Annotated in this window: 18 protein-coding genes; 15 read left to right on the plus strand and 3 right to left on the minus strand. The window is 64.2% G+C overall.

Annotation, left to right across the window (positions count from 1 at the left end; genetic code table 11):
• The first annotated feature begins 100 nt into the window (after window positions 1-100).
• The 15 genes from dnaA (at window position 101) to ACS0OT_RS00075 (ending at window position 17,091) form a co-directional block, all read left to right on the plus strand.
• On the plus strand, window positions 101-1,432 hold the full coding sequence (gene dnaA / locus ACS0OT_RS00005) for a chromosomal replication initiator protein DnaA (protein WP_329953717.1): 1,332 nt from the start codon (window positions 101-103) through the stop codon (window positions 1,430-1,432).
• 275 nt (window positions 1,433-1,707) lie between these two features.
• Window positions 1,708-2,808, plus strand: a complete 1,101-nt coding sequence (gene dnaN, locus ACS0OT_RS00010; RefSeq protein ID WP_005411731.1) for a DNA polymerase III subunit beta — start codon at window positions 1,708-1,710, stop codon at window positions 2,806-2,808.
• Between the two features lie 987 nt (window positions 2,809-3,795).
• Window positions 3,796-4,890 carry a DNA replication/repair protein RecF gene (gene recF, locus ACS0OT_RS00015; RefSeq protein WP_005421208.1) on the plus strand — a complete coding sequence of 365 codons (1,095 nt, stop codon included), beginning with the start codon at window positions 3,796-3,798 and terminating at the stop codon, window positions 4,888-4,890.
• Between the two features lie 112 nt (window positions 4,891-5,002).
• Window positions 5,003-7,462 (plus strand): DNA topoisomerase (ATP-hydrolyzing) subunit B, encoded by a 2,460-nt coding sequence (gyrB, locus tag ACS0OT_RS00020; protein WP_005421206.1) that lies wholly within the window; start codon window positions 5,003-5,005, stop codon window positions 7,460-7,462.
• 67 nt (window positions 7,463-7,529) lie between these two features.
• Entirely contained in the window at window positions 7,530-8,375 is an 846-nt protein-coding gene (locus ACS0OT_RS00025) for a CPBP family intramembrane glutamic endopeptidase (RefSeq protein WP_442255964.1), read from the plus strand.
• 71 nt (window positions 8,376-8,446) lie between these two features.
• Window positions 8,447-9,253 carry a M48 family metallopeptidase gene (locus tag ACS0OT_RS00030; protein WP_005421202.1) on the plus strand — a complete coding sequence of 269 codons (807 nt, stop codon included), beginning with the start codon at window positions 8,447-8,449 and terminating at the stop codon, window positions 9,251-9,253.
• Between the two features lie 132 nt (window positions 9,254-9,385).
• Window positions 9,386-10,579, plus strand: a complete 1,194-nt coding sequence (locus ACS0OT_RS00035) for a tetratricopeptide repeat protein (RefSeq protein ID WP_005421200.1) — start codon at window positions 9,386-9,388, stop codon at window positions 10,577-10,579.
• 143 nt (window positions 10,580-10,722) lie between these two features.
• On the plus strand, window positions 10,723-11,391 hold the full coding sequence (locus tag ACS0OT_RS00040) for an energy transducer TonB (protein WP_005421199.1): 669 nt from the start codon (window positions 10,723-10,725) through the stop codon (window positions 11,389-11,391).
• A 94-nt stretch (window positions 11,392-11,485) separates the two neighbouring features.
• The gene (exbB, locus tag ACS0OT_RS00045; protein ID WP_005411738.1) at window positions 11,486-12,247 is read left to right on the plus strand and encodes a TonB-system energizer ExbB; all 762 of its coding nucleotides are present in this window, start codon (window positions 11,486-11,488) and stop codon (window positions 12,245-12,247) included.
• A 61-nt stretch (window positions 12,248-12,308) separates the two neighbouring features.
• Window positions 12,309-12,734, plus strand: coding sequence for an ExbD/TolR family protein (locus ACS0OT_RS00050; protein ID WP_005421196.1), 426 nt, complete (start codon window positions 12,309-12,311; stop codon window positions 12,732-12,734).
• A 3-nt stretch (window positions 12,735-12,737) separates the two neighbouring features.
• Window positions 12,738-13,151, plus strand: a complete 414-nt coding sequence (locus tag ACS0OT_RS00055; protein ID WP_005411740.1) for an ExbD/TolR family protein — start codon at window positions 12,738-12,740, stop codon at window positions 13,149-13,151.
• Between the two features lie 182 nt (window positions 13,152-13,333).
• A complete protein-coding gene (gene cls, locus ACS0OT_RS00060) occupies window positions 13,334-14,794 on the plus strand; it encodes a cardiolipin synthase (protein ID WP_005421195.1) in 1,461 nt (486 codons plus the stop codon).
• A gap of 40 nt (window positions 14,795-14,834) precedes the next feature.
• A complete protein-coding gene (locus tag ACS0OT_RS00065; protein WP_049438866.1) occupies window positions 14,835-15,104 on the plus strand; it encodes a hypothetical protein in 270 nt (89 codons plus the stop codon).
• Between the two features lie 9 nt (window positions 15,105-15,113).
• Entirely contained in the window at window positions 15,114-15,857 is a 744-nt protein-coding gene (locus tag ACS0OT_RS00070) for a pyridoxine 5'-phosphate synthase (RefSeq protein WP_005421190.1), read from the plus strand.
• A gap of 142 nt (window positions 15,858-15,999) precedes the next feature.
• Window positions 16,000-17,091 carry a PA0069 family radical SAM protein gene (locus ACS0OT_RS00075; protein ID WP_262090445.1) on the plus strand — a complete coding sequence of 364 codons (1,092 nt, stop codon included), beginning with the start codon at window positions 16,000-16,002 and terminating at the stop codon, window positions 17,089-17,091.
• A 55-nt stretch (window positions 17,092-17,146) separates the two neighbouring features.
• Here ACS0OT_RS00075 and ACS0OT_RS00080 read toward each other — a convergent pair whose 3' ends face one another.
• The 3 genes from ACS0OT_RS00080 to ACS0OT_RS00090 all read right to left on the minus strand — a co-directional run bounded on the left by ACS0OT_RS00080 (window position 17,147) and on the right by ACS0OT_RS00090 (window position 20,527).
• Entirely contained in the window at window positions 17,147-17,854 is a 708-nt protein-coding gene (locus tag ACS0OT_RS00080; protein ID WP_414604504.1) for a 2OG-Fe(II) oxygenase, read from the minus strand.
• Window positions 17,855-17,962: 108 nt separating this feature from the next.
• Entirely contained in the window at window positions 17,963-18,979 is a 1,017-nt protein-coding gene (locus ACS0OT_RS00085; protein WP_065179052.1) for a class 1 fructose-bisphosphatase, read from the minus strand.
• A 345-nt stretch (window positions 18,980-19,324) separates the two neighbouring features.
• Window positions 19,325-20,527 carry an amino acid aminotransferase gene (locus tag ACS0OT_RS00090; RefSeq protein ID WP_053496721.1) on the minus strand — a complete coding sequence of 401 codons (1,203 nt, stop codon included), beginning with the start codon at window positions 20,525-20,527 and terminating at the stop codon, window positions 19,325-19,327.
• Between the last annotated feature and the right edge of the window lie 162 nt (window positions 20,528-20,689).

Genomic DNA, 20,689 nt, shown 5'->3' on the forward strand with positions numbered 1-20,689 from the left:
GGCGCTCGGTGGTAGTCTGAGCCATCCATTTCCCCCCTTTCCGGCCTGTGTTTGGGCGCCTTGTCGCGTCCATGCCCCGGCCACCGGACGATTATTGCTGATGGATGCCTGGTCCCGTAGTCTCGAGCGCCTCGAAGCGGAGTTCCCGCCGGAAGACGTTCATACCTGGTTGAAGCCGCTGCAGGCCGATCTGCGCGTGGACAGCCTGGTGCTGTATGCACCGAATGCCTTCATCGTCGACCAGGTCCGCGAGCTGTACCTGGCCCGGATCCGCGAACTGCTGGCTCACTTCGCCGGTTTCAGCGACGTTTTTCTTGAAATCGGCTCGCGCCCGCGCCCCGTGGAGGCGCAGAACGCGCCGGTTTCCACGTCGTCGGCGCATGTGTCCAGCGAACCGCAGGTGCCGTTTGCCGGCAATCTGGACAATCACTACACCTTCGCCAACTTCGTCGAAGGCCGCAGCAACCAGCTGGGCTTGGCCGCTGCCTTCCAGGCAGCGCAGAAGCCGGGCGACCGGGCCCACAACCCGCTGCTGCTGTACGGAGGCACCGGCCTGGGCAAGACCCACCTGATGTTCGCCGCCGGCAACGCGATGCGCCAGGCCAATCCAGTCGCGAAGGTGCTGTACCTGCGTTCGGAACAGTTCTTCAGCGCCATGATCCGGGCCCTGCAGGAAAAGACCATGGATCAGTTCAAGCGCCAGTTCCAGCAGGTGGACGCGCTGTTGATCGATGACATCCAGTTCTTCGCCGGCAAGGACCGCACGCAGGAAGAGTTCTTCCACACCTTCAACGCGTTGTTCGATGGCAAGCAGCAGATCATCCTGACCTGCGACCGCTATCCGCGCGAGGTCGAAGGCCTGGAAGCGCGCCTGAAGTCGCGGCTTGCCTGGGGCCTGTCGGTCGCGATCGAACCGCCGGACTTCGAGACCCGCGCCGCGATCGTGCTGGCCAAGGCGCGCGAACGCGGTGCCGAGATTCCCGATGATGTTGCGTTCCTGATCGCCAAGAAGATGCGCTCCAACGTGCGCGACCTCGAGGGCGCGCTCAATACCCTGACCGCCCGCGCCAACTTCACCGGCCGCGCGATCACCACCGAATTCGCCCAGGAAACCCTGCGCGACCTGCTGCGCGCCCAGCAGCAGGCGATCAGCATTCCCAACATCCAGAAGACCGTTGCCGACTACTACGGCCTGCAGATCAAGGATCTGCTGTCGAAGCGTCGGACCCGCTCGCTCGCTCGCCCCCGCCAGGTCGCCATGGCCCTGACCAAGGAACTGACCGAGCACAGCCTGCCCGAGATCGGCGACGCCTTTGCCGGTCGCGATCACACCACGGTGCTGCATGCCTGCCGCCAGATCCGGACCCTGATGGAAACCGACGGCAAGCTCCGCGAAGACTGGGACAAGCTGATCCGGAAGCTGAGCGAATGATGCACGGATGCCGATGAGGCGTCATCGCACAAAACGGTGCAGAATCCGGTAGCAAGCGCGGGACACGTTGTGGATAAAAATGGCGTCTGAAATCCCGTCGAATTTATCCACAGCTTTCCCCACCCCTTGGGGGTCGGTAATACAGAGGGTTTCGATGCCTGAAACTCCTTTATTTACAAAGACTTAGCATTGTTTTCCAGCGATTCTGTCTCTACCAGCACCACCAAGCTTTTGATTTATTCCACATTTTTTAAAGCATAGGGGCACGGAACCACATGCGTTTCACACTGCAGCGCGAAGCCTTTCTCAAGCCGTTGGCACAGGTCGTCAACGTGGTCGAACGCCGCCAGACCCTTCCGGTTCTGGCCAATTTCCTGGTCCAGGTGCAGAACGGCCAGCTGTCGCTGACCGGTACCGACCTGGAAGTGGAGATGGTGTCGCGGATCGCGGTTGAAGACGCCCAGGACGGCGAAACCACCATTCCCGCCCGCAAGCTGTTCGAGATCATCCGCGCCCTGCCCGATGGCAGCCGGATCACCGTCTCGCAGACCGGAGACAAGATCACCGTGCAGGCCGGTCGTAGCCGCTTCACCCTGGCAACCCTGCCCTCCAATGACTTCCCGTCGGTTGACGAAGTGGAAGCCACTGAGCGCGTGGCCATCGGCGAAGCGACCCTGAAGGAGCTCATCGAGCGCACCGCGTTCGCGATGGCGCAGCAGGACGTGCGCTATTACCTCAATGGCCTGCTGTTCGATCTGCGCGGTGACGCCCTGCGTACCGTTGCCACCGACGGCCACCGTCTGGCGCTGTGTGAAACCGACCTGGCCAAGCCGAGCGGTTCCAAGCGCCAGATCATCGTGCCGCGCAAGGGCGTGACCGAGCTGCAGCGCCTGCTGGAAAGTGGTGATCGCGAGATCGAGCTGGAAGTCGGCCGCAGCCACGTTCGCGTCAAGCGCGACGATGTCACCTTCACCTCCAAGCTGATCGACGGCCGCTTCCCGGATTACGAAGCGGTGATTCCGATCGGTGCCGACCGTGAAGTGAAGGTTGATCGTGAAGCGCTGCGCGCCTCGCTGCAGCGCGCTGCGATCCTGTCCAACGAGAAGTACCGCGGCATCCGCGTGGAAGTGTCGCCGGGCAACCTGAAGATCAGCGCGCACAACCCGGAGCAGGAGGAAGCCCAGGAAGAGATCGAAGCCGATACCACGGTCAGCGATCTGGCCATCGGCTTCAACGTGAACTACCTGCTGGATGCCCTCTCCGCCCTGCGCGATGAGGAAGTCATCATCCAGCTGCGCGACTCCAACTCCTCGGCGCTGGTGCGTGAGTCCAGCAGCGAGAAGTCGCGCCACGTGGTCATGCCGCTGCGTCTCTGACATCAGCCCGGTTCCACGTGGAACATAACGACGCCCGGGAAGCTCCCGGGCGTTTTTTTTTACGTTCCACGTGGATCATCGGGCTGAACCCTTTCCAGCACGGAATTCGAACGGACACCATCTTCCTTGATGAACCCGGTTGCGTGCGCTTTGCTTCCCACGCCGAACTGGCGACGGGACTTTGAGTCGATGCCAGGGACTGCCTCCGAATCATGTTTGATCGGGGCCGGTACCTGGGGTCTCAACGCAGTTGCTATGGACCTGTCTGGTCGGATGCCGAAGCGCATCCACGCTGCGGCGACCGTGCTCGCTGTTCCTGAAATCCTCTCTGTCCACAGGACCCATTCGGGACAGATCGGGCCAAGCCTAGCTTCTAAATCTGGGTATAAATCTAAAGCGTGGTGGTGATGGTAGAGCCAGATTTCGTGGAAAAATTTGTTATCTACATGATTTAAAAGGAATTTATGAGGGTGAAACCCCCTGTATAGAGGCGCCTCAGGCTGGGGGGGAACCTGTGGATAGTTTCCAGACCCAGGCAAAAGGGCTTTTTTATCCACAGATTGCCCATACCTTGTGTATAAGTCATACAGTCCCGCTGTGGACAGCGTGAAACGAATGGTCCGGATTCTTTGAAATCTGTGGAACCTCCCAGGGCATCGGATCTCAGATTTGGAGGAATCCGGGCGCCCGCCCGCTCACCCGGCCGGGCAAGCGCTCATCAAACACCTGCGGCCGTGGTCCTGAAATCTTGAAATCTGGCGGGCCACGCCCCGCAACCCTGTGCAGAATTGAAGGAATTTCAGCTGCGTCCGGAGCTGGAAACGGGCATGCGGGTGAACCGGCGCCACGTGGAACCCGCGATCAGTTGGTGCGCGGGAGCTTCTGCTCCGCATCGATGCGGGGGCAGCGCGTCCGGCTTGACCGATGCAGTAAGCTGATGGATTCCCTTCCCCTCTACCGCCTCGAGCGGATGGTCGTTCGCGCCCCATGCTTATCCGCCGCCTCGCCTTGCACCAACTGCGTCGCTTCAGTGCGGTGGATCTCTTGCCCCAGCCGGGGCTGAACCTGCTCACTGGCGACAACGGTGCCGGCAAGACCAGCGTGCTGGAGGCCCTGCATCTGATGGCCTATGGCCGAAGCTTCCGCGGCAGGGTTCGCGATGGACTGGTGCGCCAGGGCCAGGAGGCGCTGGAGATCTTCGTGGAATGGGACGAACAGCGTGCCGACCACGCGCCGCATCGCCGAAAGGCCGGCCTGCGCCACAGTGGGCAGGACTGGAAGGGACGATTGGACGGTGAAGATGTGGCTCAGCTCGGCAACCTCTGCGCAGCGCTGGCGGTAGTGACGTTTGAGCCCGGCAGCCATGCGCTGGTCAGCGGCGGTGGCGAGCCCCGCCGTCGCTTCCTGGATTGGGGTTTGTTCCACGTGGAACCTGATTTCCTGTCCTTGTGGCGCCGCTATTCAAGGGCGCTGAAGCAGCGCAATGCCCTGCTCAAGCAGGGCGGCCCGTCGCGGATGCTGGACACCTGGGATCACGAGTTGGCTGAGGCCGGAGAGCCCCTTACCAGCCGGCGTCAGCACTACCTCGAGCGGCTGCAGCAGCGTGCCGTGGCGCTGGCTGCCAGTTTGGCGCCGCAACTCGGCATCCAGGCCCTGGAACTCAGTCCGGGCTGGCGTCGGCATGAGCTTCCCCTGGCAGATGCTCTGCTTCTGGCCCGGGATCGTGACCGCCAGGCCGGGTACACCTCGGTTGGGCCGCACCGGGCGGACTGGAGCGTGGATTTCCACAGCATTCCTGGTCGCGATGCATTGTCACGCGGTCAGGCCAAGCTGACCGCATTGGCGTGCCTGCTGGCGCAGGCCGAGGACTATGCAGAACAGCGCGGCGAATGGCCGGTGATCGCACTGGACGATCTGGCCTCCGAACTGGATCGGACCCACCAGGCGCGGGTATTGGAGCGCCTGCTCACCGGCCCGGCGCAGATCTTCGTCACCGCTACTGAGCCTCCGGCGGCCCTGCAGGAATTGACCCAGATCGCCCGGTTCCACGTGGAACATGCACAGATCGTGGCTGTGCCATAGTGGGCACATCAGGGCCACTCGACCCCGGCTGGTATAATTCGGGTTGGAATCCTTTCATTCTCGGCACATCGCCCCAAGCGGTGCCCGACCTGCGGAGCCTACGGCAAGCGCAATGAGCGACGAACAGAACACCCCGGCAAACAACGGCAATTACGACGCCAACAGCATTACCGCCCTGGAAGGCCTGGAGGCTGTCCGCAAGCGACCCGGCATGTACATCGGTGACGTGCATGACGGCACCGGTCTGCACCACATGGTGTTCGAGGTTGTCGACAACTCGATTGACGAAGCGCTGGCCGGCCACGCCGACCATGTCGCGGTGACGATCCACGCTGACGGCTCGGTCTCGGTGTCCGACAACGGCCGCGGCATTCCGACCGGCAAGCACGAGCAGATGAGCGCCAAGCTCGGTCGCGAGGTCTCCGCCGCCGAGGTGGTGATGACCGTCCTGCACGCAGGCGGCAAGTTCGACGACAACAGCTACAAGGTTTCCGGCGGCCTGCACGGCGTCGGCGTCAGCGTGGTCAACGCGCTGTCGCAGAAGCTGCTGGTGGACGTGTTCCAGAACGGCTCCCACTACCAGCAGGAATTCAGCAACGGCGCAGCCGTGACCCCGCTCGCCAAGCTGGAAGCCACCACCAAGCGTGGCACCACCGTGCGCTTCTGGCCGTCCACCGTCGCCTTCCACGACAACGTGGAATTCCACTACGACATCCTGGCCCGCCGTCTGCGCGAGTTGTCGTTCCTGAACTCCGGCGTCAAGATCGTCCTTGCCGACGAGCGTGGCGACGGCCGTCGCGATGACTTCCACTACGAAGGCGGCATCCGCAGCTTCGTGGAGCATCTGGCCCAGCTGAAGACCCCGCTGCACCCGAATGTCATCTCCGTCACCGGCGAGCACAACGGCATCGTCGTGGAGGTGGCGCTGCAGTGGACCGACTCCTACCAGGAGACGATGTACTGCTTCACCAACAACATCCCGCAGAAGGACGGCGGTACCCACCTCGCCGGTTTCCGTGGTGCGTTGACCCGCGTGCTCAACAACTACATCGAGCAGAACGGCATCGCCAAGCAGGCCAAGATCAACCTGACCGGCGACGACATGCGCGAAGGCATGATCGCGGTGCTGTCGGTGAAGGTGCCGGATCCCAGCTTCTCCAGCCAGACCAAGGAGAAGCTGGTCAGCTCCGACGTGCGTCCGGCGGTGGAAAACGCCTTCGGTGCGCGCCTGGAAGAGTTCCTGCAGGAAAACCCGAACGAAGCCAAGGCGATTGCCGGCAAGATCGTCGACGCCGCGCGTGCACGTGAAGCCGCCCGCAAGGCCCGCGACCTGACCCGCCGCAAGGGCGCGCTGGACATCGCCGGCCTGCCGGGCAAGCTGGCCGACTGCCAGGAAAAGGATCCGGCGCTGTCCGAACTGTTCATCGTCGAGGGTGACTCGGCAGGTGGCTCGGCCAAGCAGGGCCGCAACCGAAAGAACCAGGCGGTGCTGCCGCTGCGCGGCAAGATCCTCAACGTGGAACGCGCGCGCTTCGACCGCATGCTGTCCTCCGACCAGGTCGGTACGCTGATCACCGCGCTGGGCACCGGCATTGGCCGTGACGAGTACAACCCGGACAAGCTGCGTTACCACAAGATCATCATCATGACCGACGCCGACGTCGACGGCGCCCACATCCGCACCCTGCTGCTGACGTTCTTCTACCGTCAGATGCCGGAGCTGATCGAGCGCGGTTACGTCTACATCGGCTTGCCGCCGCTGTACAAGATCAAGCAGGGCAAGCAGGAGCTGTACCTGAAGGATGATCCGGCGCTGGACAGCTACCTGGCCAGCAGTGCGGTGGAAAACGCCGCGCTGGTGCCAGCCACCGGCGAACCGGGCATCGAAGGCCTGGCACTGGAGAAGCTGCTGCTGGCGTACGCCGCCGCGCTCGATTCCATCGAACGCAACGCGCACCGCTATGACCGCAACCTGCTCGAAGCGCTGGTCGATTTCGTGCCGATGGACATGGACAGCCTGCGCAATGCGGGCGAAGGCGAAGGCCTGGATGCGCTGGCCAAGCGACTCAACCAGGGCAGCCTGGGCAGCCCGCGTTTCAGCCTGGAACTGCAGGACGCCAACGAGGAACGCCCCGCCGCTGTGCTGGTGACCCGTCGCCACATGGGCGAGGAGCACATCCAGGTGCTGCCGATGTCGGCGTTCGAGAGTGGCGAACTGCGTGCGATCCACCAGGCCTCCAAGCTGCTGCACGGCCTGGTGCGCGAAGGTGCAACGATTTCCCGCGGCGCCAAGTCGATCGAAGTCGACAGCTTCGCGAAGGCGCAGAACTGGCTGCTCGAGGAGGCCAAGCGCGGCCGCCAGATCCAGCGATTCAAGGGTCTGGGTGAAATGAATCCGGAGCAGTTGTGGGATACCACGGTGAACCCGGAGACCCGTCGCCTGCTGCAGGTGCGCATCGAGGATGCGGTCGCTGCCGACCAGATCTTCAGCACCCTGATGGGCGATGTCGTCGAGCCGCGTCGCGACTTCATCGAAGACAATGCGCTGAAAGTCGCCAACCTGGATATCTGACACAATCGGGACCTGGCCGGTGCGCGGGGAGCTGCACCGGCCTTCGTCCCTTGAACACAGGTACCTGATGTCCGCATCCACCCCGGTCTCCGCCGCCCCGCCCCCGGTTCCGCCGGTGTCTACCCCACCGCGCGCCGTGGCACCGTTGGCAGGCTTCTTCATCGACCTGGGCATCGCCGCCGTTACCCTGGTCGGCATGAGCATGGTCTCCGGCCTGTTCTGGGGCTTCTACCGTGCAATCGTGGTCAGCCGCGCCAACGCCGAGGCCAATGGCGGACTGACACCTGACGCTGTCGGCGCGGCAGTGGGCCAGCCCGGTGCCCTGGCGCAGATCCTGATGGCCCTGATCGCCACCGGTGGCGCCGCGCTGCTGCTGTACTTCTGGCGACGCCCGGCAAGCGCCGGCGAACGCATGGCGTCGCGACAGGCGTTGCTGCGGCCGTCCACCTGGGGCTGGACCCTGCTGGTGGCCACGCTGATCGTGCTCGGCAGCAACGGCATCGCCTTCCTTTCCAAGCAGTTCGGCATCGAGCCGGTGCCCACCAACGTGGAACTGATGCAGAGCGCGATCGCTCGCTTCCCGCTGTTCCTGGTGCTGTTTGCGGTCGTCCTCGCCCCCGCCTACGAAGAGCTGCTGTTTCGCCGCGTCCTGTTCGGGCGCCTGTGGCAAGCCGGCCGCCCCTGGCTGGGCCTGATCCTCAGCAGCCTGGCGTTCGCCCTGGTCCATGAAGTGCCCGGTGTCAGCAAGAACTCGCTGCTCGGCATGGCGCAGCTGTGGCTGGTGTACGGTGGTATGGGCGCCGCCTTCTGCTGGCTGTACCGCCGCACCGGCACCCTGTGGGCGGCGATTGCCGCGCATGCGCTGAACAACGCGGTTGCGCTCGCCGCGATGGTGTTCCTGGGGTCAACGTAACGCCGTGCCCGCTTGACGAAAGATTAAGCAGGTACGCTACACACTGCGCACATGAACACGGGGGCGGACCCATGAAACAACTGCTGCTGGCTCTAGTCATCACCACCTTGGTCAGTGCCTGTGCAACCACCACCTCGCCAACCGGACGACGGCAGATGGTGGGCGGTGTGTCGCAGGCACAGCTTGACCAGCTCGGTGCGCAGGCGTTTGCCGAGACCAAGCAGAAAGAGAAGATCAGCACCGATGGCCGCCAGAACGGCTACGTGCAGTGCGTGGTCAATGCGCTGGTCGCACAGCTGCCGCCTCAGTACCGTGGGGTACGGTGGGAGACTGCCGTATTCGTCGACAAGGAACCCAACGCCTTTGCCCTGCCCGGCGGCAAAGTGGGCGTGAACACCGGCATCTTCACCGTCGCCAGGAACCAGGACCAGTTGGCTGCCGTGATCGGTCATGAGATCGGCCACGTGATCGCGCGTCACCACGAGGAACGCATTACCCGGCAGATGGGCGCGCAGACCGGCCTGGCCGTGCTGGGCGCGCTGGCCGGTGCCGCCTATGGCGATGGTGCCGCCAATACGGTCAATCAGCTGGGCGGCATGGGCGCGCAGGCGGCCTTCTTGTTGCCCGGCTCGCGGACCCAGGAAAGCGAGGCGGACGTGATCGGCCAGCGGCTGATGGCGCAGGCCGGATTCAACCCGGCCCAGGCCGTGGATCTGTGGCAGAACATGATGGCCGCCAGCGGCGGTCGAAGCCCGCAATGGCTGTCCACCCACCCCGATCCGGCCAACCGGATCCAGGAGCTGCGACGCGACGCGCCGGGCCTGGCGCCGGTCTATCAGCAGGCCCAGGCGGCCGGGCTGCGGCCAAAGTGCGGATGAGTGCGCAGTTCTATGCTGTATTGCAGCACATAAAACGATTTCTCACGCCATCTGTTTCTGATACGTTTGGCGGCTCAGATTTTTCTGACAGTCCGACTTTGCCGCTATCCGGCGGTTCGATCGAGGTGAACGATGATTTTCCGTAACCACAAAGCTGTGCTTTCCGTCCTCGTCGCGACCGCCCTGACCGGCGCCGTGGTCACCGATGCCTTCGCGCAGTCCTCGCGTTCCTCCGACCGTGGCAGCCGCGGCGGCAGCAGCAAGCAGGCCAAGGCCGAACCGCTGTACCCGAATGCGACCCGCCAGGAGCCGACCGCCAAGGCCTCGGCCAAGATGGGCAGCAAGCTGCAGAAAATGATCGACAGCTACAACAAGGAAAAGTTCCCGGAGACGCGCACGCAGGCTGACGCGATCCTGGCTGACAGCGCCTCCAACGAGTACGACAAGTCGCTGGCCGCGCAGCTGGCCTCGCAGGCCGCCTACCAGACCGACGACACCCCGGCCGCCATCGCCTACCTGAAGCAGGTCATCCAGTTCAACGGCCTGGACAACAACGGCCACTTCCAGTCGATGCTGATGCTGGGCCAGCTGCAGCTGCAGGAAGACCAGACTGCCGAAGGCCTGGCCACCCTGGACAAGTACTTCGCCGAGAGCAAGTCGACCAAGCCGGAAGAGCTGATTGCCAAGGGCCAGGCGCTGTACCAGCTGGAGCGCTACCAGGAAGCGATCCCGGTGCTGAAGCAGGCCATCGCGGGCGCTGCCGAGCCGAAGGACAACTGGAACCAGCTGCTGATGGCGGCCCTTTCCGAAGCCGGCCAGACCGGTGAGGCCGTGCAGGCCGCAGAAGCGCTGGCGGCCAAGAACCCGTCGGACAAGAAGGCCCAGCTGAATCTGGCCAACATGTACATGCAGGCTGACCAGATGCCGAAGGCCGCCGCGGTGATGGACAAGCTGCGCAGCAGCGGCCAGCTCACCGAAGAGCGCGAGTACAAGCAGCTGTACTCGATCTATGCCAACACCGAGAACAAGGAAAAGGACGTCATCGCGGTCATCAACGAAGGGTTGCAGAAGGGCATCCTGAAGCCGGATTACCAGGTCTACCTGGCGCTGGCCCAGTCCTACTACTACTCCGACCAGGTGCCGCAGGCGATCGATGCGTGGCAGAAGGCCGCCCCGCTCTCCAAGGACGGTGAGACCTACCTGAACCTGGCACGCGTCCTGCATGCCGAAGGTCGCGTCCCCGAGGCCAAGCAGGCCGCCCAGCAGGCGCTGGCGAAGGGCGTGAAGAACCAGGCTGATGCCAAAAAAATCATCAACCTGAAGTAAGTAGGAATAACGCCTGAATGCCTGCTCAGTTGATGCGCAGGCGCTCAGGATTGGTATAAGCTTGGAGGTTCCTGCGGTGTCATGCACCGCTGATCAGGGATCCCGCCCCCGGGATTCCGGCCCCACTATTGAGCTCTTGGCGCATGACGGAACAACTAGTCGTTCACCGGTACGAACAACCCGATGACAAGGGGCTGAGCTGGCCTCGCATCGTCGGCATCGCGTTTGTAATTGCCCTGCATCTGGCCGCCTTCATGATGCTCCTGATTCCCGCCGTGGCTCCCAAGGCCGTCGCGGAGAAGGAGCGCAACGTCATGGTGACCATCGTCGACGCGCCGCCGCCGCCCCCACCGCCGCCGCCGCCGCCGCCGCCGCAGGATACTCCGCCACCGCCGGTGAAGAATCTGTCGCCGCCGAAGCCGTCGCCCGTACCGCCGCCGCCGCAGGCGCCGGTTGTCGACGTGCCGGAGCCGCGCCCGAACGATATCGTCACCCCGCCGTCGCCTCCGGCGCCGCCGGCACCGCCGACCTCGATCGAGGCCAGCGTGGACATCTCGTCGAAGGCCATGAATCCGCCGCGCTACCCGCCGGCAGCCTTCCGCGCAGGTATCCAGGGCGAAGTGATCCTGATCATTGATGTCGATGCCAGCGGCAACGTCACCAATGTCACGGTGGAAAAGTCCAGCCGTAACCGCGACCTGGACCGTGCTGCGATGGAAGCGGCTCGCAAGTGGCGCTTCAACGCCGCTGAAGCAGGCGGTAAGAAGACGGCAGGTCGCGTTCGCGTCCCGGTCAACTTTGCGCTGAACTGATGCGCCCGGGTGTCCGCCTGGCCACCCCCGCTCCCGGTTCGATTGTTTAGCTTAGCTACACCCTTTATCACCACACACAACAAAGGTAAGCGTCATGCTGCAGGAAATTTTCATCGCCGCTGCTGCCGGGGGCAATCCGTCCAACGCCCTGTCGCAGATGGGCTTCGAGCACCTGATCCACGAAATGACCACCAAGCCGGGTGATTTCGCGGTTTCCTGGGTCGTGCTGCTGACCCTGATCGCCATGTCGGCCATGTCCTGGTACTGGACCGTCATCAACATCTTCCGTGCCACCCGCCTGAAGAGCGCCGCTGATCGCGTCGTCAGCCTGTTCTGGGACACCCCGAACGCGCAGGACGCCATCCGTGCGATGGAAGAGCAGCCGGCTTCGGAGCCGTTCTCGAAGATCGCCCTGGACGCTGCCCAGGCAGCCGCCCACCACCAGCGCGCTGAAGGCGGTGCTACCGGCGGCGTCGGTGAGAACCTGAGCCGTTCGGAGTTCGTCGACCGCGCTCTGCGTCAGGCCGTCACCCGCGAAAGCAACAAGCTGCAGTCGGGCATGACCCTGCTGGCTACCGTCGGCGCGACCGCTCCGTTCGTCGGTCTGCTGGGTACCGTGTGGGGCATCTACGGCGCGCTGATCAAGATCGGTGCCACCGGCTCCGCTTCGATCGACGCCGTTGCCGGCCCGGTGGGTGAAGCGCTGATCATGACCGCGATCGGTCTGTTCGTCGCAATCCCGGCCGTGTTCGCCTTCAACTTCTTCAGCAAGATCAACAGCGCGACCATCAGCAAGTTCGATACCTTCGCGCACGACCTGCACGACTTCTTCGCCACCGGTTCGCGCGTCCGCTGATTGCGGCGCGCGTCACCCAGCGACGAAGTAAGTAGTCACCAAGATCTAGACGGAGCCCGTTATGGCTTTCAGTAGTGGTAACAGCGGCGGCCCCATGGCCGACATCAACGTTACGCCCCTCGTGGACGTGATGCTGGTGCTGCTGATCATCTTCATCATCACGGCGCCCCTGATGTCCCACAAGGTCAAGGTGGATCTGCCGGAAGCCAACCTGATCCAGAAGCCGGAAGATGCTGAAAAGCGTCCGAACCCGATCACGCTGGCAGTCAAGGAAGACGGCTCGATCTACTGGAACGACGAAGAAATCAACAAGCAGACTCTCGAGTCCCGCTTGGCGACCGCCGCACAGCAGACCCCGCAGCCGCCGCTGAACCTGCGTGGTGACCGCACCACCAAGATGCGCGTCATCAACGACCTGACCAAGGTCGCGCAGGAACAGGGCATGCTGGACGTCGGCTTCGTTGCGACCAAAGAAAAGGGGCAATAAGCCATGGCATTCAGTAGTGGTGGTGGCAAGGGCCCCATGGCAGACATCAACGTCACGCCCCTCGTGGACGTGATGCTGGTTCTGCTGATCATCTTCATCGTGACCGCGCCGATCATGACGTACCCGATCGCCGTGGACCTGCCGCAGCGTGTGCTCAACCCACCGCCGCAGCTGGTCGAACCGCCGCCGCCGATCGAACTGAAGATCGACGCCAGCAACCAGGTCTCGTGGAACAACAGCCCGATCAATACCAGCGAGCTGCAGCAGCGGATGGAGCAGGAGGTCCAGCGTGACCCGACCAACCAGCCGGAACTGCGCATCGACGCCAGCCCGGATTCCGAGTACGACGTGATGGCCAAGGTTCTGGCCGCCGCGAAGAATGCTCAGATGAAGAAGATCGGTTTTGTGCAGCAGTAAACGCGACACCGCAACACAACAGTCATGACGCGACTGCAGACGCCCCTGGAGACAGGGGCGTTTTTTTGTCCTCGTCCTGGCACATGGGATCTCGTCCTGGCACATGGGATGGGGTCAGAACGCCTTTCCTTCGGAAAAGGGATCTGACCCCATCCGGCAGCATGCGCCGCTATGATCGGCGCATGCTTGCCCTCTTCGATTCCCTGCGCCATTGGCTCGACGGTATCGCCCACCTCGGCACGATCCTGGCGGTGGCTTACCTGCTGTACCTGTTCGCGCTGGCGGGCTGGATCATGCTGCAGAAGCGCGAGCCGGTGGCCACGCTGAGCTGGATCCTTTCGTTGGCACTGCTCCCCTATCTGGGGCTCTTCATCTACTACCTGCTGGGCCCGCAGAAGGTGAAGCGGCAACGGCTGCGTCGTGGCCGTGCACGCTCGGGCATGGAGCACTACAGCGATGTCTGCCCGCCCGATTCGGACTGCACCGAACTGGCCAAGGTTGCCCAGGCAACGACCGGACTGGCCCCAAGCAGTGCCACCGAAGTGACCTGGCTGGTGGACGGTGCGGCGACCTACGCGGCCTTGCTGGAAGCCGTTGCACAGGCGCACGATCACATCCATCTGGAGTACTACATCTTCAATCCGGATCACGCAGGCACCGCCCTGCGCGATGCCCTGGTCGAGCGCGCACGTGCCGGTGTGCAGGTGCGCCTGCTGCTGGATGCGGTGGGCTCATCCGCCCTGCCCCGCCGTTTCCTGCAGCCCCTGCTCGACGCCGGCGGTGAAGCGATCTGGTTCCACCCACGGCAGCTGCTGAAACCGTTCAAGCGCCCGTGGCTGAACCTGCGCACGCACCGCAAGCTGGTGATTGTCGATGGCCGCCTGGCCTTCACTGGCGGCATCAACATCACCGACGAGGAAGACGAAAGCCGCAGGCCCGACGCTTATCGCGACCTGCACATGCGCATCCGCGGTCATGTGGTGCGCAGTCTGCAGCTGGTGTTCGCCGAGGACTGGCTCTACGCCAGTGGCCAGGAACCCTCGCGGATGGATATCGCCCGCTTGTGGCCGGCCGATATGCCGCTGCGCGGGGATGGCGCGATCAACGCGCAGGTATTGGTGTCCGGCCCGGATTCGGGCTGGGAGACGATCCACCGGCTGCACGTCGCTGCCATCCAGGAAGCGCACGAACGGGTGTGGCTGGTGACGCCCTATTTCGTGCCGGGTGAAGCGGCGCGGATGGCGCTGACTTCGGCCGCGCTGGGCGGCCTGGACGTGCGCCTGCTGGTACCGAAAATGAGCGATTCGTGGTTCGTCACCCAGGCCGCGCGCTCGTACTTCGATGAGCTGTTGCATGCCGGCGTGAAGATCTACGAGTACGGCCCGCGCATGCTGCACACCAAGGCGTTCATCGCCGACGACGACGTCTGCATTGTCGGCAGTGCCAACTTCGACCACCGCAGCTTCCGCCTGAACTTCGAGCTATCGATGATGATCAGCGACCGGGACCGCGTGGCGGCCCTGGCCGAGCTGCTGCAGGGTGAATTCGATCGCGCCACCCGGGTGCATGACCAGGCCGGGCGCTCGCTGTGGCTGCACCGCCTGCCCGAGGCCTTCGCCCGGCTGGCCTCGCCGCTGCTGTGATGCAGCGCTACACTGCGGCGATCATCCGGGGAGCCCGACTATGTACTGGTTGTACCTGCTGCTGGCGCTGGGCTGCTTTGCCTTCGCGCTGAAGACCCCGAGCGCGGGGTTGATGACCCTGTGCCTGCTGGCGGCGCTCGCCTTCCTGCTGGCCTGGGTACGCGGTCGTTACGTGGCCCGTTTCGGCGACCTGCAGCGCGACCCGGCCACCCTGATCGATGCCGAGGAACTGCGCCGCCTGCGCGAGCAGGCCCAGGCGCGCCGCAACGATGACGCCAACGACAACGATCCGTCCCCTCTTTCCAAGTAGTTCCGTTCCATGACCCAGCTCAGCGTCAACGTCAACAAGATCGCCGTCCTGCGCAATTCGCGCGGCGGTGCCGAACCGGACGTGGTGCGCGCCGCCCAGGCCTGCCTGGATGCCGGCGCGCATGGCATCACCGTGCATCCGCGGCCGGACCGCCGCCACATCACCGCTGAGGACGTGCTGGCCCTGTCCACGTTGACCCGCGCGCGTGGCGTGGAATTCAACATCGAGGGCAATCCATTTGCGCCGCCGCGCGAGGGGTACCCGGGGCTGCTGCCGCTGTGCGAACAGACCCGTCCGGCGCAGGCCACCCTGGTGCCCGACGGCGATGGCCAGATCACCTCCGACCACGGTTTCGACTTCGAACGCGACGCCGAGCGCTTGCGCCCGTTGATTGCCCAACTGAAGGCGATGGGCTGCCGGGTCAGCCTGTTCGTGGATGCGGGCAACCCGTCGCTGGAGCAGGCTGCCGAGGTCGGTGCCGACCGCATCGAGCTGTACACCGGCCCCTACGCAGAGGCGCATGCGGCGGGCGACGCTGCGGCAATGCTCGAACTGTTCGCCACTGCGGCGCGGCGGGCGCAGGCGGTGGGCCTGGGCGTCAACGCCGGGCACGACCTGTCGCAGGACAACCTGCGCGATTTCCTGGGCCACGTGCCGGACGTGCTGGAGGTGTCGATTGGCCACGCGCTGATCGGCGAGGCACTGTATGACGGGCTGGATGCCACCGTGCGCGGGTACTTGGCGCTGCTTTGATGCATTGCAGCCGAGCGTAGGCTCGGCTCTACAAGGTATCCGTATCCACTGTAGAGCCGAGCCCACGCTCGGCTCAGACTTGCCCTGAACCCTTCAGACAGCCGTCGCAGCCATTGAGACGGTGGCGACGTACCCTGCCGCAATGGGTATTGCGATCAAGGGACGAGGTTCCACGTCCCACCTTGCTGGGCGCTTCGAAAGCACCGTCAGCGAGGCGGTGGACGACGGCTGGGCGGTCGATGAGAGCGAGGAGTTCCTCGCGCCGCGCCTGCGCACCGAGGTGCGCGCCGAGACCGCGCGCAGCATCATCACCCGCAACACTTCGCCAGACGTCGGCTTCAGCCAGTCGGTGAATCCGTATCGCGGTTGTGAGCATGGGTGTTCCTACTGCTTCGCGCGCCCTTCCCATGCCTATCTGAACCTGTCACCTGGCCTGGACTTCGAGACCAAGCTGTTCGCCAAGACCAATGCGCCTCAGCTGCTGCGCAAGGAACTGTCGAAACCCGGTTACGTGCCGCAGCCGATCGCGCTGGGCATCAACACCGATGCATATCAGCCGATCGAGCGCAAGTTCAAGCTGACCCGCCAGCTGATCGAAGTGATGCTGGAAACCAGGCATCCGTTCTCGCTGATCACCAAGAACGCACTGGTCGAGCGCGACATTGATCTGCTCGCGCCGCTGGCGGCGGAGAACCTGGTCAGTGTGCATTTCTCGGTGACCTCGCTGGACCCGCATCTCTCCGCGAAGCTGGAACCGCGCGCATCAGCACCCCATGCACGATTGCGCGCGATGAAGCGCCTGCATGACGCGGGTATCCCGGTGGGCGTGATGGTGGCACCGGTGATTCCGTGGATCAACGACAGCGAACTTGAAGCGGTGCTGGAGGCTGCGCACGATGCAGGCGCCAGTACCGCAGGCTACGTGCTGCTGCGCCTGCCGCTGGAAGTGGCGCCACTGTTCCGCGACTGGCTCGATACCCATCATCCCGATCGCGCCGCGCACGTGATGAGTACCATCCAGCAGCTGCGTGGTGGCAAGGACTACGACAGCCAGTTCGGCACCCGCATGCGCGGCCAGGGCGTGTATGCCGATCTGTTGAACAACCGCTTCAAGCTGGCGCGCAAGCGGTTGGGATTCAATGCGCAGAACAGCCATTGGCCGAAGCTGGATTGCAGCCGGTTCCAGAAGCCGTTGCCGCTGAAGAAGGATTCGCCGCAAGGGTCGTTGTTCTGAGGCCATCAGTCGAGCATGGCTCGACTGTACATCAAGGCCGACGAGCAGTTCGGCGTCACCCCCCAAACAACTTCTGCGCACTCTGGAACAGGATCCAGCTGGTGGCGATGAACTTGTCGCCACCCTGTGGCCGATTGCCGCGATGGGTGTGGGTGAACGCCGTCGGCGCAATCAGCAAACTGCCGGTGCGCGGCGCGATCTTCCGCCCCTGGAACAGGAACTCGGTTTCGCCCTCGTCGAAGTCGTCATTGAGGTACAGCGTCCACAGTACATGCCGGTGCAGGGTCTCGGCCTGCGCATCCTTCGGGTACAGCTCGCAGTGCCAGTACGGGTAGCCACCCTCGCCCGCGGCGTACCACTGCAGGTTGATCGCACCCGGACGAAGGCAGGTGCGGGCCAGGTCGGCCAGCTGCTGTTGCGGCATGTCGGGAAAGTCCTCGGCAGACAGGCGTCGCGGTTGGCTATTGCTGTCCTGGATCTGCAACATCAGCGGCGCGATCAATGCCTGTGGATAACGGCGTAGATAAGTCAGCAGGCCGTTGAACACCGCGATCTGCAGCTGCTGGTCGACGTCCTGCCAACCGTCCAGGCCACTGATGCGCAGATCCTTGCTGTGCTTGAGTTCGGGGAACACGCCACTGCCCACCGCACCGGGCAGCAGGCCACGCGTGGCACGCATGCGCTCGACGATGGCCGCGCAGACCTCACTGGGGACGGCGTTGTGGATGACTTCGATGAAATCGACCGGGCCCTGCTCGTGCATGCGTGCATTCCTTCGGCGGCAACGGCTTGATGGTGCCGTTTGCCGCCCGCGGTGTCACCCTGCGGTCATGTCATCGAACTGCCATGACCGCCGTCAGGCGTCGAGCCGTCAGCCCTGCGCTTCGTCGTGCGCGTGGTGGTAACGCACCGCTTCGGCCACTTCCTCGCGCGAACCCAGGAACACCGGCACGCGCTGGTGCAGCTGGTCGGGCTGGATGTCGAGGATGCGCTCGCGGCCGGTCCAGGCGGCGCCGCCGGCCTGTTCGACCAGCAGGCCCATCGGATTGGCTTCGTACATCAGGCGCAGCTTGCCGGCCTTGGACGGATCCTTCTTGTCCCACGGGTAGATGAAGATGCCGCCGCGGGTCAGGATGCGATGCACGTCGGCCACCATGCTGGCGATCCAGCGCATGTTGAAGTTCTTGCCGCGCGAGCCTTCCTTGCCGGCCAGCAGATCACTGACGTAGGCCTGCATCGGCGCTTCCCAGTGACGCTGGTTGGACATGTTGATGGCGAATTCCTGGGTGGCCGCCGGAATCTGCATGTTCTCGGTGGTCAGCACGAACTCGCCCTTCTCGCGGTCCAGGGTGAAGGCGTGGGTGCCATGGCCGACGGTCAGCACCAGCTGGGTGCTGGGCCCGTAGATGCAGTAGCCAGCGGCGATCTGCTTGCTGCCCGGCTGCAGGAAGGCGTCATCGCCCGGCAGCTCGACGTTGGTCGGGCAACGCAGCACGGAGAAGATGGTGCCGACGGAGACGTTGACGTCGATGTTGGAGCTGCCGTCGAGGGGATCGAACAGCAGCAGGAAATCACCGCGCGGGTAGATGTCCGGCACCGGCTGGCTGTGGTCCATTTCCTCCGAGGCGCAGGCGGCAAGGTGGCCACCCCAGGCATTGGCTTCGAGCAGGATCTCGTTGCTGATCACGTCCAGCTTCTTCTGTGCTTCACCCTGCACGTTGCCGGTACCGGCGTCGCCGAGCACGCCACCGAGGGCGCCCTTGCTGACTGCGATGGAAATGCTGGTGCAGGCGCGGGCGACCACGGCGATCAGCTGGCGCAGGTCGGCATTGATGCGGCCGGCGTGCTGTTCCTGGATCAGGAAGCGGGTCAACGAAGTACGGGACATGGTCGGGCAGGTCTCGGCAGCGGGAAAACGCCTATTGTCGCCCGTCTGGCGGGGGCGTGCGTGAGCGCGGGAAGGCGTAATCGTTTCCAGATGCGTTGCGCTCGTGGCGCCTTCCTTCATGGAGGCACAGGGCGAGGTACACCGTGGCCAGGACACGCCGTAAACCCATCCATGGGGGCTCGGTCGGCGCATCCATGCGCCTCACGGTCCTGGCCACGGTGTACCTCGCCCTGCGCTTCAGGGTTCGCCGCGAGCGCGGAGGGTGTGGCAAAGGCAGAGGCAAAGCAGAAGCAAAAACAAAGGCGCCTTTCGGCGCCTTTGTTGTCAAACCACTGGTGCGTTGCTTCAGCCCTTGGCGACGGTGGCCACGGCCTTGGCGACGTATTCCAGGTTGTTCTGGTTCAGCGCGGCCACGCAGATGCGGCCGGTGCCGACGGCGTAAATGCCGAACTCGTCGCGCAGGCGTTCGACCTGCTCACGGCTCAGGCCCGAGTAGGAGAACATGCCAGCCTGTTCGTTGATGAAGCCGAACTGCGGCGCACCGGCAGCGGCCAGCTTTTCGACCAGGCCCTGGCGCAGGGCGTGGATGCGCTCGCGCATCTCGGTCAGCTCCTGCTCCCACATCGCGCGCAGTTCCGGGTTGGTCAGCACGCCGGCCACCAGCGCGGCACCGTGGGTGGACGGGCTGGAGTAGATGGTGCGGATCACACGCTTGACCTGCGACTGCACGGCCTTGGCGTCAGCAGCGGTCGGCGCCACCATCGACAACGCACCCACGCGCTCGCCATACAGCGAGAACGACTTGGAGTACGAGTTGGCGACGATGAAGCTGTCGATGCCGGCTTCGGCGATGATGCGCACGGCGGCGCCATCCTGCTCGATGCCCTTGTCGAAGCCCTGGTAGGCCATGTCGATGAAGGGGAACAGCTGCTTGTCCTTCAGCAGTTGCGCGACCTGCTTCCACTGGCTGACCGTGAGGTCGGCACCGGTGGGGTTGTGGCAGCAGGCGTGCAGCAGCACTACGGTGCCGGCTTCCAGCTTGCCGAGGTCGGCCAGCATGCCGTTGAAGTCGACGCCATGGCTGGCCGGATCGAAATAGGTGTAATCCAGCACCTCGAAACCGGCCGCGCTGAACACCGCACGGTGGTTCTCCCAGCTCGGGTTGCTCAGCGCCACGGTGGCGTGCGGCAGCAGCTTCTTCAGCACGTCGGCGCCGACGCGCAGCGCACCGCTGCCACCGACGGTCTGTGCGGTGGTGACGCGGCCGGCGGCCAGCAGCGGCGAGTCTTTGCCGAACACCAGCTCTCGCGTGGCCTGCGTGTATGCCGGCAGGCCATCGATCGGCAGGTAGCCGCGCGGTTTGGCGTCAGCGGCAAGCTGCTGCTCGATCTGCTTGACGGCGCGCAGCAGCGGGATGCGGCCGCTCTCGTCGTAGTAGATGCCCACACCCAGGTTGACCTTGGTCGGGCGGCTGTCGGCGTTGTACGCCTCGGTCAGGCCCAGGATCGGGTCGCCTGGCACCAGTTCCACGTTTGCAAAGAAGGACACGGCGGTACTCGTTCGGTAGACGGAAAGGGGGAGGAAGTGCGCTACGCGGTCTGCGGCCTTGCAGCCGGAAACAGCCCATCGTAACAAAGCCTGCCGGGGCTGGCCGCCGCCGTCGTCATCCGTAGCCCCGTACCATGGCGTGCGTTGCCGCCTGATCCATCA

Origin of the sequence: Stenotrophomonas maltophilia group sp. RY12688 (genome assembly GCF_052149045.1) — a bacterium.
GTDB lineage: Bacteria > Pseudomonadota > Gammaproteobacteria > Xanthomonadales > Xanthomonadaceae > Stenotrophomonas > Stenotrophomonas sepilia.